General features: G+C 33.0%; 12 protein-coding genes. 7 read left to right on the forward strand and 5 right to left on the reverse strand.

Annotated elements, in window-relative coordinates; all coding sequences use genetic code 11:
- Nucleotides 1–383: 383 nt before the first annotated feature.
- Genes KAOT1_RS00655 through KAOT1_RS00665 form a run of 3 tightly spaced genes read left to right on the forward strand, consistent with a single transcriptional unit; the run spans nucleotide 384 to nucleotide 2,113 of the window.
- Nucleotides 384–803, forward strand: coding sequence for a GreA/GreB family elongation factor (locus tag KAOT1_RS00655; protein WP_007092723.1), 420 nt, complete (start codon nucleotides 384–386; stop codon nucleotides 801–803).
- 11 nt (nucleotides 804–814) lie between these two features.
- Nucleotides 815–1,240, forward strand: coding sequence for a hypothetical protein (locus tag KAOT1_RS00660; RefSeq protein ID WP_007092724.1), 426 nt, complete (start codon nucleotides 815–817; stop codon nucleotides 1,238–1,240).
- 36 nt (nucleotides 1,241–1,276) lie between these two features.
- Nucleotides 1,277–2,113: a hypothetical protein gene (locus tag KAOT1_RS00665; RefSeq protein WP_007092725.1), complete on the forward strand. Its 837-nt coding sequence runs from the start codon at nucleotides 1,277–1,279 to the stop codon at nucleotides 2,111–2,113.
- Between the two features lie 907 nt (nucleotides 2,114–3,020).
- Here the strand turns inward: KAOT1_RS00665 and KAOT1_RS00670 are convergent.
- Nucleotides 3,021–4,175 (reverse strand): glycosyltransferase, encoded by a 1,155-nt coding sequence (locus KAOT1_RS00670; RefSeq protein WP_007092726.1) that lies wholly within the window; start codon nucleotides 4,173–4,175, stop codon nucleotides 3,021–3,023.
- Nucleotides 4,176–4,213: 38 nt separating this feature from the next.
- Between KAOT1_RS00670 and KAOT1_RS00675 the strand changes: the two genes are divergently transcribed.
- A complete protein-coding gene (locus KAOT1_RS00675; RefSeq protein WP_007092727.1) occupies nucleotides 4,214–5,299 on the forward strand; it encodes a glycosyltransferase family 4 protein in 1,086 nt (361 codons plus the stop codon).
- Between the two features lie 3 nt (nucleotides 5,300–5,302).
- Nucleotides 5,303–5,728, forward strand: a complete 426-nt coding sequence (locus KAOT1_RS00680; RefSeq protein ID WP_007092728.1) for a sugar 3,4-ketoisomerase — start codon at nucleotides 5,303–5,305, stop codon at nucleotides 5,726–5,728.
- 414 nt (nucleotides 5,729–6,142) lie between these two features.
- Here the strand turns inward: KAOT1_RS00680 and KAOT1_RS21700 are convergent, their stop codons facing one another.
- From KAOT1_RS21700 to KAOT1_RS00700, 4 genes are read right to left on the reverse strand one after another with little or no spacing between them, the layout of a single operon-like run.
- Nucleotides 6,143–7,084, reverse strand: a complete 942-nt coding sequence (locus KAOT1_RS21700; RefSeq protein WP_007092729.1) for a glycosyltransferase family 2 protein — start codon at nucleotides 7,082–7,084, stop codon at nucleotides 6,143–6,145.
- Nucleotides 7,084–7,980, reverse strand: a complete 897-nt coding sequence (locus tag KAOT1_RS00690) for a glycosyltransferase family 2 protein (protein ID WP_007092730.1) — start codon at nucleotides 7,978–7,980, stop codon at nucleotides 7,084–7,086. Before KAOT1_RS00690 ends, KAOT1_RS21700 begins: the two co-directional genes overlap by 1 nt.
- Nucleotides 7,980–8,717, reverse strand: coding sequence for a class I SAM-dependent methyltransferase (locus KAOT1_RS00695; protein ID WP_007092731.1), 738 nt, complete (start codon nucleotides 8,715–8,717; stop codon nucleotides 7,980–7,982). Before KAOT1_RS00695 ends, KAOT1_RS00690 begins: the two co-directional genes overlap by 1 nt.
- Nucleotides 8,710–9,390 carry a cell division ATP-binding protein FtsE gene (locus KAOT1_RS00700; RefSeq protein ID WP_007092732.1) on the reverse strand — a complete coding sequence of 227 codons (681 nt, stop codon included), beginning with the start codon at nucleotides 9,388–9,390 and terminating at the stop codon, nucleotides 8,710–8,712. Before KAOT1_RS00700 ends, KAOT1_RS00695 begins: the two co-directional genes overlap by 8 nt.
- A gap of 312 nt (nucleotides 9,391–9,702) precedes the next feature.
- On the opposite strand from KAOT1_RS00700, the gene KAOT1_RS00705 reads away from it, so the two are divergent.
- Both KAOT1_RS00705 and KAOT1_RS00710 read left to right on the forward strand, forming a co-directional pair.
- On the forward strand, nucleotides 9,703–12,741 hold the full coding sequence (locus KAOT1_RS00705; RefSeq protein ID WP_007092733.1) for a tetratricopeptide repeat protein: 3,039 nt from the start codon (nucleotides 9,703–9,705) through the stop codon (nucleotides 12,739–12,741).
- A 52-nt stretch (nucleotides 12,742–12,793) separates the two neighbouring features.
- Nucleotides 12,794–14,557 carry a TonB-dependent receptor gene (locus tag KAOT1_RS00710; protein WP_007092734.1) on the forward strand — a complete coding sequence of 588 codons (1,764 nt, stop codon included), beginning with the start codon at nucleotides 12,794–12,796 and terminating at the stop codon, nucleotides 14,555–14,557.
- The last annotated feature ends 103 nt before the right edge of the window (nucleotides 14,558–14,660 follow it).

Consider the following 14,660-nt stretch of genomic DNA (forward strand, 5'->3'; position numbering starts at 1 on the left):
GCTAAATAATAAATTAAATTATAACCAAAAAGCTTCAAAAACCCTCTAAATATAGGGGTTTTGAAGCTTTTTTACGTGTATTTAAAAAATAACGGCATATTGATTGCCATATAGTTGATAGATTCTAATTTCTGAATTCATGCAGGCAAATACCTTAACACAGGTAAATGTTTTTTTAGAAAATAATAAATGAGAATATACAAAAAATAAAACATAAACATTACTAATAAATATCATATGATTTACAATGTGTTAATTACGAATATTGTTATTAAACAAGGAGCTGATATAAATGTCTTGAAGAAGAAGAAAACTTCTAAAATAAAAGACTTTAGTGCTTTAGACTTTTTAAGTAGATTATTGATAAGTCTTAAATTAAGATAATGAAATACGGCAGTCTAATTTTAGAAAAAAAGGAGTACGTGTATTTAAAACGTATTCTTAATATCTCAGGATATACAGGAGATTTTGAAGTTCAAAATTCTCTATTACAATTAAATAAAGAACTTAAAAATGCACTAATTGTTGACGAAAGTGAAATGCCAAATGATATTATTCGTTTTAATAGTATTGTGTCAATTTCTGCTGAAAATAATTGGAAGAAAACCTTACAAATTGTAATCCCGACAGAAGTCGATATTGAAAAAAACAAAATTTCAATACTTACACCTTTAGGAGCGTCACTTATAGGTCGTTCTTCTAATGATAATATACAATGTACTTCCAATTCGGGAGAACAAAAAATAATTATTGAATCAGTAAGACTAGATAAAAATCAAGAAAAAATTAAAGTTCTAATTTAAAATATATACTTATGAATAAAATCCATAAAACAATTAGTAGTAAAGATACTCAAGTACAAGTTGTACATGAAATAAATAATATAGAATTAGAAAACTGGATCAATCACTTGTTAAATGTTAAAAAAGAACTAGAAGTTTTCAATGATTATTATAAATCACTTGCAGTAGACAAAAAAATAGAAATTGAGAAAACAATTCTCAACTTTGAAATAAAAAAAATTGATAATGATGTTTTTCTTAAAGCACTTATCGATTATAAAAATACTCGCATAAATTTAGATAAATGTGAGGATACTTCTTGTAATATGAACTTTCTCGGAAAGCACGAAGAATGCAGAAGAATGTTCTTATTTCATATTGAAAAATATAGAAAATTAAAAGATGCGTTTTTTAATGAATTACAAGAAAAGATTATCATTTCTAAAATCAGTGCATAAATACAGGTCAAAAGTAATTTAAAAAAAGTTAATAGTATGAAAAGAGTATTGATACCCGTAGATTTTGCTTTTAATAGCTATGACACCATTGACTATATAATTAGTTTTTTTAAAAAAGAAAAGTGTGATTTCTTTTTGTTAAATACTTATACTTATAATTATAATGGACTCAATGCATTACATATACTTCAGTCTGATGACGATTGGTTTGAAAAACCCAAACGTAATTCAGAAGAAAAATTAGCGCTAATTGTCAATAAATATAACTTCAACAATAAAAATAAGAATCATAGTTTTCATGGAATTTCTTCTTGTATCAAACTTATTGAGGGAATAAAAAAAACTATTAAAGAAAAAAATATTGATTTAGTAGTTGCTACAAGTAAGGTTATTGATAAACATTCCTCATACAGTAAAAATATTAAAAAGATAATTGAAAATATTCAAAAATGTATGGTAATGGTTATTCCAAACTTAATCGATTTAAATAAAAAACCTGAATTCATTTTAGCATCAAGTTTTGTAAATAAAATACCCTATGAAGAATTAAAAAAATGGTCTAAGCTGGTTTGTATCGCCAATGGAACTGTAAAAGTCACTGTACTAAGTGATATTGAAAGTATGACATTTAAACAAATTGAAAATCAAAATTTAGCCATAAAACATTTAACAACTTTTTGCAATGTATTTATAACTATCGAATATATAAAAACGACTGAAGGTTTAAAAAAATTAATTCGTTATAGTAATGACTGTATTGTGTCAATTATGAATAGCAAACCTAACATTTGGACTAGGTATGGTATTAGTCGATCTAAAATATCAAGATATAACTTTTCTCAAGCTACTCCCCTAATTGTTTTACATTCGTAATTAAGAACTTAACTAAAAACAATTTTTATCTGAACTTTGTAACCATATAAAACACAGAGTTGATAAAATATGTATATACAATTAACACACAACACATTTAAAAAAAAATAAGCGAAATTGAATTCTTTAATCCAATTGAAACAGAATTGATTAAAGATGAATAAAAATATAAAGCTTACAATAATTCGATTGATATAGACTATATCTGTATATTCTAGTAATTCATAAATACAGGCATTTTGGATAATCAAAATAATTTTGACAAGTTGTATATTTTAAAGTTATAGACAAATCAGCACCTATCAAACAGACAATAAAGTGTCTGTTTGATTTAATAAATTCGGGAGTAAGAAGTGATTGGTATTATCGAAAGGTAGTGCGAAGTTTCTATGTCGTTATACGAAATATCGACACGTATGGCAGTTAATTGGGTGTGTCCTCAACAGACATTAGAAATCAATTAGTGTATGAAGTATAGAACATTAGATTTAACGGAATTGATGTGGGTAGAAAATTTGTACATCTTGATACCGATGAAAATAAAAGTCAATATGTAGCTTGAGGATATCCTTCGGGGAGACGACCAGATATAAATCCTTTTGTGTGATCTTATTAAATAATTAAATGTATATTGGTCAAATAAAACTGTGTCAAACACAAGGTAATTTTTTAGCATGTGACCATTAAAAATTAAAAAATAAAAAGTATCTTTTTGAAGTATGGTTTTGCATAGAAACGACATAGTTTTGCAAATCTATGAGTTTTTAAGACACTGATTTTTAGTGATTTGAAAAAATGGCTTTTTGGCTCACAACTCACAACTCACAACTCACAACCCAAAACCCAAAACCCGTAATATCGAGCGTAGTCGAGATATGCTATGTCGAGCGTAGTCGAGATACAAAAACTAAGTGTGCTGAGCGGAGTCGAAGCACCAACGTTCCAAATACTGTTCTGCCACACTTTCGTACTCATGAAATTCCTCCACAAAAGCACGTGCATTCTTACCAATATCAATCAATTCTTCAGGGTTTTCAATCAGGTGACTCAACTTTGTAACCAAATCATCAACACTTGGCGTTGCATTAATCAGTACAGTTTTCTCTAACTTATAAAACGCTAAAAAATCGTTCTCAGCTCCCGAAAAAACAACTTTTCCTTTCGCCATCGCTTCCAAAGCATTATATCCTTGATCGTAACCATACAACTGATCCATAATAATATGCGCTTCATCATACACCTTAATATATTCGTCATACGGCAAACTATATGCAGTCTTTACAGAAACGCGATTCGGATACTTTTCTTCAACAATTTTCAATGCTTTCTCAATCAAATCATTTCCTTTCTTCAAAAAATTCACCTTATTTACGCCGTGAAAAATACATACCTTTCCCTCACAGGTCAAAGGTTTGTACTGTAAAGAATCTACATTAATAGGAAACGGTACAAGTGGCAACACTTTCGGATGATTTCTATACGCCATCTCATAATCAAAATTCGCAGGAATCACACCTTTAACATGCGCTATCACAAAATGGTGCAATTTCTCATGCGATTTCGACAAATACTGTAACGAATACTGAAACCACTTTTTTGTGCTTTTATCATTCACATACGACGTCAGCATATGATACGGAAGATTGGCATTCAAAATAAAATTCACATAATGAAAATCATCGCCACAAGAAGACAAAAACACCTTTTCATTATGCTCAAAAAGATATTTTAATAACTTTCGTTCTACAAACGGCGTTGTCGCAAATGGAAACTCGTTAATCAACTGTACAACATCAAAATTGCGAAACGATTTTCTATGTTTATAAAAGCGATACGCAATTTCAACAAAAGCAATATCAATCTTACAAACTCTAAACAATAATTGGCGGAAAGCATTCGGAAACTTTTTTTCGAAGAAAGTAGCTTCAAGCGAAACATCAATTGGGTAGTTTTTAAAGCTATCAGCACGGCCGATTAATGTAACATCGTGACCTAATTGCTGTAGACCTTCTTTGAGCGAATTATGAAATCTACTGTATTCTCCTACCAATAATATTCGCATAAACAGTATATTTGCGTGAAAGATAGTAGGAAAACTTTATGCTGCAAAATTCTAAAAAGAAAATCTGTATAATTGTCGATTGTTTGAGTGGCGGTGGCGCGGAAAAACAAGCGGCTAACTTTTCCAAATCTTTACACAAATACGGATTTGAAGTTTCAATTATTTCATTAAAAAATCAAATTACGTACGATTACGAAGGAACGTTGTATAATCTTGGAGAAAACGAAGCTTCCATAAAAATCATCAAACAAATTCAGAAGTTCTTCGCGTTCAAAAAAGTATACAGAAAAAGCAATGCAGACATGTATATTGACTTCCGATCGCGCAGTCGTTTCTTCATGGAATACTTACTGCACAAATACATCTTTGAAGCAAAAAAGATGATAATGATGGTGCACAGTTATCATACGGAATGGCACATCCCGAAAGGAAAAACATTCAAAAAAATATACAATGAGATACATGCTGTCGTGGCGGTTTCGGAAGCAATTGAAGACAAATTAGGAAAAGAGTACGACTTTGAAAATCTCTTAAGTATTCCTAATTATATCACTGCCGTAGAACGGAATCAGGAAGAAAATTCGATCGTAAAAGACGAGTATATTATTGCTGTTGGTCGTTTGCAGAATGACATCAAGCAATTTGATCGTCTGATTGAAACTTATCACGCGTCAAAACTTGCAGAAAAAGGAATAAAACTATTCATTTGCGGCGAAGGAGACGACAAAAAAGCATTGCAAAAACTCATTACCGACTTACAACTCAATGAGCATGTAAAACTCTTAGGATTTGTAGAAAATATAGCGGAATACATCAAAAATGCAAAATATTTAGTCTTATCGAGTAGGGTAGAAGGATTTCCAATGGTTTTACTAGAAGCATTGCAACAAAAAACGCCTGTCATTGCTTTTGATTGTAAATCGGGTCCAAGTGAAATCATTCAACATAAAATCAATGGTTTGCTCGTTGAAGATCAAAACTTTGCGAATTTGAAAGATGCAATGCTACTGTTAATCGAAAATATGGAATTGTATATGAATTGTAAACAAAATACAGTATCTTCCATATTAAAATTTACCGAAAAACCCGTAATCCAACAATGGATTCAACTCATAAACATCTAACCTATGTCTACAACTGTTGCTGATATTCAACTCATAACGATCCCCAAAATCGAAGACTTTAGAGGAAATATTTCTGTCATTGAAAAAGATACCATTCCTTTTAAATGCAAACGTGTGTATTACCTATACGACATTCCTAGTGGCGCAAAAAGAGGTGGACACGCACATGTAGAACAACACGAGGTTTTAATTGCACTAAGCGGAAGTTTTGAAGTCATCTTCAAAGATGGTACGAGCAACAGACGTATTTTACTCAACAAACCAAATCAAGGATGTCTCATTCCTCACGGAATTTGGCGCGAACTTGAAAACTTTTCTTCCGGAGCCGTTTGTTTGGTTTTAGCTTCTGATGAATTTGACGAATCTGACTATATTCGTGACTATCAAGACTATGTAATTACCAAAGAAGATATTAAGCTTTTGAAGTAAAAAAGTATTGAGAATTGAGATATTAGTATTGAGAAGTTTCAAAGGAAACTAAGAATTATAAAACTGCGATCTGTCATTACGAGCGAAAGCAAAGTAATCTCATTATTTCATGACAGAATTATTCTTTAAAACAAACAGATTGCCGCGTCATGCTTCCTCGCAAAGAAGTTTCAAAAACTTGCTAAAAATTAGTGAAAATTAATTCTGTAAGAAACTACCAAAAAACAATTCGTGAATTCGTGGTAAAAAAAGTATTGAGTATTGAGATGTTAGTATTGAGTAAGTTTCAAAGGAAACTTAAAACAAAAAAGAATCCATACTTTTTAAAATCCAAATTATACGATCAGGAACAACCTTAAATGATTAAATTTTTAAATCATTGAATTGAGCGAAGTCGAAAGGAAGCGAAAAAACCTAAAACGAAGTCACTCGAATATTCCGTTTCAATAAAAATCCTTTTACTTTCTTCAAGAACAACAACACAAATCGTGGACTTTTTAATAATAGCCGTTGTTTGAAAGTCAAATTGCTGTAGTCAATATGTTGCAACATGGCGTTTCGTTGCGGAATGGCATTCTCAAAACTATACATCGACGCAAAAATATATCGATACAAATCTAAATATTTTTTCAAAGAAGAATTCTCTTTCGCTAAATCTTCATATTTGTCCAAATCGGGTAAAGCTTTACTAACAATCGAATTCTTACTCATCTGATTAGGAACATCAAAACGTACTTCCGACAACGCTTCATAATGATATGCAACACGATATTGAGAACCGTATTTAATATAAAAATCAATATCTTCTGCAAAAGTAATTTTGGAATCAAACACTTCTTTTTCCGTACAAATATCTTTCTTAAAAGCAACGCTACTCTGTAAAAAAATAGGTTGAAACATGCTTGCTTCAAAAAAATCAGGAACCAAAAACGAAGTTCCTTGCAAAGATGCAGAAATGTTTTTTTGTGGCACTAAATCTTCTTGTGAAGTATAAGTTTCCACATAATCTGTTCCAAAAATAACAGCTTCAGGGAAAGAATCGTATAAGCTTTTAATCGTTTCCAAAAACGTAGGAAGCCATAAATCATCTGCATCTAACAAAGCAATAATAGTTCCTTTAGCTTTCGAAATTCCATGATTTCTCGTTGCGGAAAGTCCTAAATTCTTCGGGTTTTCAATCAGGCGAATACGTTCATCAGAAAACTGTGAAACAACCGCAACACTATCATCTGTGCTTGCATCATTCACAATCAATAATTCAAAATCCACAAAAGTCTGTTGCAACACACTCTGCACAGTTTGTTGCACATATTTTTCTTTATTATACAGTGGAATAATTACAGAGAAAAGTGGCATTATTGACGTTTATCTAAATAACAAAGATACGTTAATCTATACAAGTCAAAAACAAACATCGAAGGATTGTTGGAAAGTAAATTTCTCTCAAATCGTTTTCCAAACCAACGATACATTGCCGATAATAAATGATGTATACCAAACTTCTTTACACGTGCAAACACTTTCGTAATCAATATATCATCGTGTGCTATCAAGTTATTTTTTAAGAAAACAATCAGTACTTCTACCGATTCCATCGACTTTCTAATAAATTCCTTACTCGTATCCAAACCTAAATGATACACAGGATTGTCAATATGTGTTAGATGTACTTCGGCATGTTTCAAATCGTTTGCAAACAACGTATCTTCATGGCGCGCATTCGGAATGTCTTCGTTGAACTTTACTTTTTGAAACACCGACTTTTTAATCAAAAAACTCAAAGTTAAAAAACGCAAATACAAAGCTTCTTCGCGTTGTTTTACACTCAATGCTTCACGTTCTTTTCCGTAAACCCAACGCAATACATTTTCTTGTTTTGGCTTTGTTTTCTGATACAAAATTCCGCCGTAAATCACTTCTTTTTCTTCCGAAATCGTTTCCACATACTTCGTAATAAAATCTTTATTTACAGGAATTACATCGGCATCTAAAAATAACAACCAATCATATTTTGCTTCTTGCGCAAGTAAATTCCGAATTCGGCTGCGACCAATATTTTCAGGTAACACTTTATAAACGGCATTCGAAAACGTATTAATACGCTCGTTTTGCTTGATGGTTGCTTGATCGTTAGAATGGTCATCCAAACATAAAATCTCAAAAATATAGTCCGTTTTTGCAAGCTGTGCGTGGATTTCTTCAACCAAAGAAGAAATATCGTAATCGTATGTAGGGATAAGGATTGACAACATTATTTGGTGGCAATTAAAACAGTTTCGGGCGATGCAAATCCAAAATAAGCATCATTTTCTTGAGGTGAGAAAGATAATACTTTTACGCTAAAACCAACCTGAATTAAGCGTGTTTTTAATCCTTCCGGAGAATACACACGAACATGATCTTCCTGTCCAAAATGTTTTAACCGATCTGCTTCACTCGTAATGCGTTCGTCTTCGTAAATTTCACCAGTTTTAAAAGGAGTTTGAATCAGCACATTTCCACCAGATTTGATAACTCTGTATAATTCCTGCATCGCTTTGCTATCATCAGGAATATGTTCTAAGACATGAAAACAAATAATAGTATCAAAAGAAGCATCTTTTTGGTCAATATTAGTAATATCAAACCGATAATCGGCAATAAACTCGTCTTCATAATCGGACGTAACATAGTTGATATCCGAACGTTTTTTAAGTTTCCTGTAGATATTTCGTGAAGGTGAAAAATGTAAAATAGTGCCTTTTAAATAATCTTCTGAATTAAGAATTTTCCAAAGTCTACGATTTCTAGCTAAGCTTCCGCAGAATGGACATAGCAAATCGTTGTTGTCAAGTTGAATAAACGATCGTAACTTTTTCTTGCAAACGCCGCATTGGTGAGCATTTCCCAAATAAAAAACACCGTGAAAAAACCGAAAAAACGGCTCGTTTTGAAAGATGAAACGACTCGGAATGAGCTTTTTAACTGTTGTTTTAAGTGAATTATACATTTTTCTGAACAACTTCAAACACTTTTCCTTCATCACATTTTAATGTCTTAGAAGGATATTTTAAAATTAATGCATAATCGTGTGTTGCCATTAAAATAGTGCGACCATTTTTATTAATTTCTTGCAACACTTGCATGACTTCAATACTTGTTTGCGGATCGAGATTTCCAGTTGGTTCATCGGCAATAATCAACTCCGGATCGTTCAACAATGCACGCGCAATGGCAATACGTTGTTGCTCTCCACCAGAAAGTTGATGTGGAAATTTGAAGTTTTTCGTTTTCATGCCAACCTTATCCAATACTTCATCAATCTTTGCCTGCATTTTGTCTTTATCTTTCCAGCCTGTTGCTTTCAAAACAAACAACAAATTATCAGCAACTGTACGATCTTGAAGCAATTGAAAATCTTGAAAAACAATGCCCAATTTTCTTCGTAAAAACGGAATGTCTTTCTCTTTGAGTGTTTTCAAATCAAAATCAACCACTTTTCCTTCGCCATCTGTCAACGGCAAATCGCCATACAAAGTTTTCATAAAACTACTCTTTCCAGAACCAGTTTTTCCAATCAAATACACAAAATCACCTTTATTGATAGTGAGATTGACATCTGAAAGAATCAAGTTTTCACGCTGAAAAATAGAAACGTTTCTAAGATTGAGAATTTGCTCCATGAATTGTGTGTGATTTTAAATAGAATACACAAAGTAAACAATTAAACTGCAATACGAAAAACTTAATTCAATAAATGCAATATTTGTCACTACAAAACTTCGAAATGTAGAAATAGCAGTGTTAAGAAAATCCTAAATATTTCGTTGAAATTGCTTTTTAGCTGTCGCGGATATAATTATCCAAAAAAACACACGTTATCTATCTATAAATACAAAATTTCTTAACCTGTTAAAATTGGCGAAAGACATATATTTACGTTAAGTTTGTATGGAATAGAAATTCATTACAATTCTCATAAAACTACAAGATTCATGAGCAAAAAAAATCTTCAATTTATCACATGCTTTGTGTTGCTATGTTTTCAATTAACATACGCACAAAAAACCAAAGTGTACACGCATGATTTAAAGGAATACAACGAAGCGCTGCATTTGTATAACAGCAAACAATACCAAGCTTCACAAACACTTTTTGACAAAGTAAAAAGCGCAACTTCCGATTATGAAACGGAAGCCAATTGTGCGTATTACATTGCCAATTGTGCGGTGCGATTAAATCAGCTTGGCGCGGATAATATGATGGAAGATTTTGTGAAAAACTATCCGACAAGTACCAAAAGGAATTCTGCGTATATCGATGTTGCCGATTATTATTTTGAAAACGGAAAATATGCACGTGCTTTAAAATGGTACGACAAATCGGGCGATAAAGGATTGACCAATTCGCAACGTGAAGATTACAACTTTAAAAAAGGATACGCGTATTTTACGTCTAAAAAGTACGATCAGGCAAAAACCTATTTTCAAAAATTACTAGACTCGCAAAAATACGGTTCGCAAGCAAAATACTATACAGGTTACATTGCGTATCAAGAAGATAAATATGACGAAGCTAACGAATATTTTGACGGTGTTTCTGAAGAAGATGAATACAATGAAAAGTTATCCTATTTCAAAGCTGACATGAATTTTAAGCTTGGAAATTTTCAAAAAGCAATCGATTTATCAAAAAAAGAATTGCCAAATGCAGACAGAAAAGAAATATCAGAACTCAATAAAATCATTGGCGAAAGTTATTTCAACCTAAAAAAATATAAAGAAGCCATTCCGTATTTAAAAGAATACAAAGGAAAAAAGCGTCGTTGGAACAATACGGACTTCTATCAATTAGGGTACGCGTATTACAAACAAGAAGATTACGAAAACGCTATCAAGCAATTCAATAAAATCATTGATGGAAGCAATTCTGTAGCACAAAACGCATACTATCACTTAGGGGAATGTTATTTAAATACAGACAAAAAACAACAAGCGTTGAATGCGTTTCGGAATGCTTCGCAAATGGATTTTGACTTAAAAATTCAAGAAGACGCAGGATTAAATTACGCACGATTGAGTTATGAAATCGGGAATCCGTACGAAAGTGTTCCTTCTGTATTAACGTCGTACCTAAAAAAATATCCTGACACAGAACATCAGGCAGAATTAGAAGAATTATTAGTAAGCTCTTACATTACTTCAAAAGATTACGAAGCAGCGTTAAATCTGTTAGAAGCAAGTAAAAAATACAGCGACAAAGAAACGTATCAAAAAGTAGCTTTTTACAGGGCGATTGAGTTGTTTAATGACAACAAATATCAAGAAGCACTCGAATTTTTTGACAAATCTTTAAAAGAAAACGAATCGGCAGAATATACCGCAAGAGCTACATTTTGGAAAGCAGAAACAAATTACTTGCTAGACAATTATGATTTGGCACTAGAAGGTTTCAAGTCGTTTGCCAATGCAAATATCACTGACACAGAAGAAGCACAAACGATTGATTATAACTTGGCGTACACATATTTCAAACAAAAAGAATATGCAAGCGCAATTACAAATTTTGAAAAATTCATCAACAATAACGCTGATGATACCGGAAGAATCAATGACAGTTATTTACGTTTGGGAGACAGTCATTTTGTAACCAGTAACTACGGCGATGCGATCAAAGCCTACGACAAAGCCATTGCGCTAAAAGGTGTAGATGAAGATTATGCATATTTCCAAAAGGCAATCAGTTATGGTTTTACAGGGAAAACAAATACAAAGATTGATGAACTAGAAAAATTCATCAACAAATACAGAAAATCATCATTACGTGATGATGCTTTATACGAATTAGGAAATACCTACATCAATGAAGAAAAAACAGTAAAAGGATTAGATACGTATGCAAAAATGGTGTCTGAATATCCAAAAAGTTCGTATGTGCCAAAAACAATACTAAAGCAAGGATTAATCAATTACAACTCAGGGAAAAACCAAGTGGCTTTGACGAAATTCCGATCAGTAGTCTCAAAATTTCCAAACACAGAAGAAGCAATTCAGGCAGTTGCTACCGCAAAACTAATTTATATTGAATTGGGACAAGTTGAGGTGTATGCCAACTGGGTAAAAGATTTAGACTTTGTAGATGTGACAAATGTCGAATTGGACAAAGCAACGTACGAATCTGCTGAAAAGCAATTCATCCAAAACAATACAGACAAAGCGATTGAAGGATTTGAAAAATACATCAATCAATTTCCAAACGGATTAAACGCGGTAAAAGCAAACTTCTACTTAGCACAATCGTACTTTAGTAAAGGAGAAACGCAAAAAACAATTCCGCATTACGAATATGTATTGCAAAATGAAGGAAGCGAATATACCGAACAAGCCTTGGCAAGATTGTCGCAAGTATTCTTAGAAACGGATAACTATACAAAAGCAATTCCAGTATTAAAACGTTTGGAAGAAAGTGCCGATTTCCCGCAGAACATCACCTTTGCACAATCAAACTTAATGAAGGCGAGTTACGAATTAGACAATTATACACAAGCTGTAAGTTATGCTGAAAAAGTATTGGCAAACGACAAAGTAGATAATCGTATCAAAAGTGATGCACATGTAATTATTGCGCGTTCGGCAATTGCTACAAACGATGAAGACAAAGCAAAAGAAGCTTATCAAGAAGTGCAAAAAATTGCCACAGGAAAACTGGCGGCAGAAGCATTGTATTATGATGCGTACTTTAAAAACAAAGAAAACGATTATGAAGGTTCAAATGCGGTAGTACAAAAATTGGTAAAAGACTATTCAAGCTACAAACAATTTGGGGCAAAAGGATTAATCATCATGGCAAAAAACTTCTATGCTTTAGAAGATTCATTCCAAGCAACCTATATTTTAGAAAGTGTCATTAAAAACTTTACAAAATATCCAGATGAAGTCGCAGAAGCAGAAGCGGAATTGGCAAAAATTAAAAATGCAGAAGCCAAACGAAACTCGTCGGTAACACCAACAGAAACCGAAGACGACGGAAACTAAAAAGCAACGCGACACATTGAAATCAAACACAAACACACAAAGCAAGCAACATATGCGACACCAAATATTAAAATCAACTATTATCGTAGCGATATTTTTTATAGCGAATTTGGCGACTGCTCAAGATAAAGACAAAGACAAGGAAAAAGACAAAGAAAAAACCATTGGAACGGAAGTAGTAAACGTGGTAAAACCATATACACCTTCGGTTTCAGATGCTTTTAAAATAAAACAAACTCCTTCGCTGAACGATAAAGAAACTGGAAAGAAAAAGGAAATCAAATATTCCATCTTTTCATTTCCTGTAGCTTCCACATTTACACCAGCCAAAGGTAGAGCGGCAGGTTTAAAGAAAGCCAAAAAAGAAAAACTATACAACACATATGTTTCGCTTGGTTTAGGAAACTACAATACCGCAGCGCTTGATTTTTACACAAGTAGAGCCATCAGTAGAGACGAAACTTTTGACATTTCTTTACGTCATCATTCGTCGCAAGGCGGCATTGACAATGTGGAATTGGATGATAAATTCTTCGACACCAAACTCGATTTGGCATACATCAACCGTAGTAGAGACTTATCGTGGAAAGGAAAATTTGGCTATCAGCACCAAATCTACAATTGGTACGGTTTGCCAGGAGACGTAACTTTAACACCTGCGCAAATTGATGGAATCAGCGAGCAACAAACCTACCACAACTTATATTTAGGTGGCGATGTTACGATGGACGATTCGTTCTTTAAAGGTGGGAAAGTATTGTACAGAAGAATGTTTGATGCATTCAGTTCAGGTGAAAATAGATTAATTCTACAACCAGAGTTTGAAGTAGAAATTGCGGGGGAATTGATAAATACAATGGTAGATATTGATTATGTTGGTGGAACATTTGAAAACAACTTTGCAGAAACAGGCGGCATTGATTACAGCATTTTAAAAGCAGGAATTTCGCCAAGTTTAGTGATTCTTCGTGATGACTTAACAGTGAATTTTGGAGCAGGAATCTATGTTGGTTTAGACACAGAAAATAGCGAAACGGACATATTTATCTATCCAAGAATAACAGCGCAATACAGATTAAGTGGTGACGATATTATCGCTTACGGTGGAATAGAAGGTGACTTGAATCAAAACTCTTACTACGATTTTGTACAAACCAACTACTTTGTATCACCAACATTAGGAATTGCTCCAACCGATCAACAATACAACGGATACTTAGGAATCAAAGGAAAACTAACATCCAACGTAAGTTACAACGCGCGTGCTTCGTACATGTCTGAAAAGGGGAAACCATTATTCAAAGTAAATCCGTTCAATCCTTCACCAGATTCCGCAAACGGATATACCTACGGAAACTCGTTTGGAGTTGCTTATGACGATGTGACAACTATTGGTGTTTTTGGAGAAATCAACGTAGACATTACCAGCAACTTTAAATTTGGCGCTAAGGCGGAATATTTCAATTACAGTACCGATCAGCAAGAAGAAGCATGGAACTTACCAGAAATAGAAGCTTCTATCTTTGCAGACTATCAAATCACGGAAAATTGGTTTGCAGGTGCAAATATTTTCTTCATTGGCGAACGAAGCGATCAAATTATCAATCCAGGAGGAATTGTAGTTTCTACGCCTCAAACGGTAACATTAGACAGTTTTATCGATGTAAATGCACACTTAGGATATCGTTTCAACGACCGATTATCTGCCTTTGTAAAAGCTAACAACATCGCAAATCAAGATTATCAACGTTGGGTAAACTTTCCTGTTCAACAATTTCAAATCTTAGCAGGAGCAACCTATAAATTTGATTTTTAAAAAGATATAATGACAACAGATACAAAAGCGTTTCATCACATGGAACGCTTTTTTTGTGAATTTCGCTCAGATCAATAATTGAATGAGAAAAAACATTTTAAAA

The sequence above is a fragment of the Kordia algicida OT-1 genome (assembly GCF_000154725.1).
GTDB lineage: Bacteria > Bacteroidota > Bacteroidia > Flavobacteriales > Flavobacteriaceae > Kordia > Kordia algicida.

Excerpts from the sequence above, each read along its gene's own strand:
- KAOT1_RS00655 (WP_007092723.1), top strand. The coding sequence starts at position 384 with ATGAAATACGGCAGTCTAATTTTAGAAAAAAAGGAGTACGTGTATTTA.
- KAOT1_RS00660 (WP_007092724.1), top strand. The coding sequence starts at position 815 with ATGAATAAAATCCATAAAACAATTAGTAGTAAAGATACTCAAGTACAA.
- KAOT1_RS00665 (WP_007092725.1), top strand. The coding sequence starts at position 1,277 with ATGAAAAGAGTATTGATACCCGTAGATTTTGCTTTTAATAGCTATGAC.
- KAOT1_RS00670 (WP_007092726.1), bottom strand. The coding sequence starts at position 4,175 with ATGCGAATATTATTGGTAGGAGAATACAGTAGATTTCATAATTCGCTC.
- KAOT1_RS00675 (WP_007092727.1), top strand. The coding sequence starts at position 4,214 with ATGCTGCAAAATTCTAAAAAGAAAATCTGTATAATTGTCGATTGTTTG.
- KAOT1_RS00680 (WP_007092728.1), top strand. The coding sequence starts at position 5,303 with ATGTCTACAACTGTTGCTGATATTCAACTCATAACGATCCCCAAAATC.
- KAOT1_RS21700 (WP_007092729.1), bottom strand. The coding sequence starts at position 7,084 with ATGCCACTTTTCTCTGTAATTATTCCACTGTATAATAAAGAAAAATAT.
- KAOT1_RS00690 (WP_007092730.1), bottom strand. The coding sequence starts at position 7,980 with ATGTTGTCAATCCTTATCCCTACATACGATTACGATATTTCTTCTTTG.
- KAOT1_RS00695 (WP_007092731.1), bottom strand. The coding sequence starts at position 8,717 with ATGTATAATTCACTTAAAACAACAGTTAAAAAGCTCATTCCGAGTCGT.
- KAOT1_RS00700 (WP_007092732.1), bottom strand. The coding sequence starts at position 9,390 with ATGGAGCAAATTCTCAATCTTAGAAACGTTTCTATTTTTCAGCGTGAA.
- KAOT1_RS00705 (WP_007092733.1), top strand. The coding sequence starts at position 9,703 with ATGAGCAAAAAAAATCTTCAATTTATCACATGCTTTGTGTTGCTATGT.
- KAOT1_RS00710 (WP_007092734.1), top strand. The coding sequence starts at position 12,794 with ATGCGACACCAAATATTAAAATCAACTATTATCGTAGCGATATTTTTT.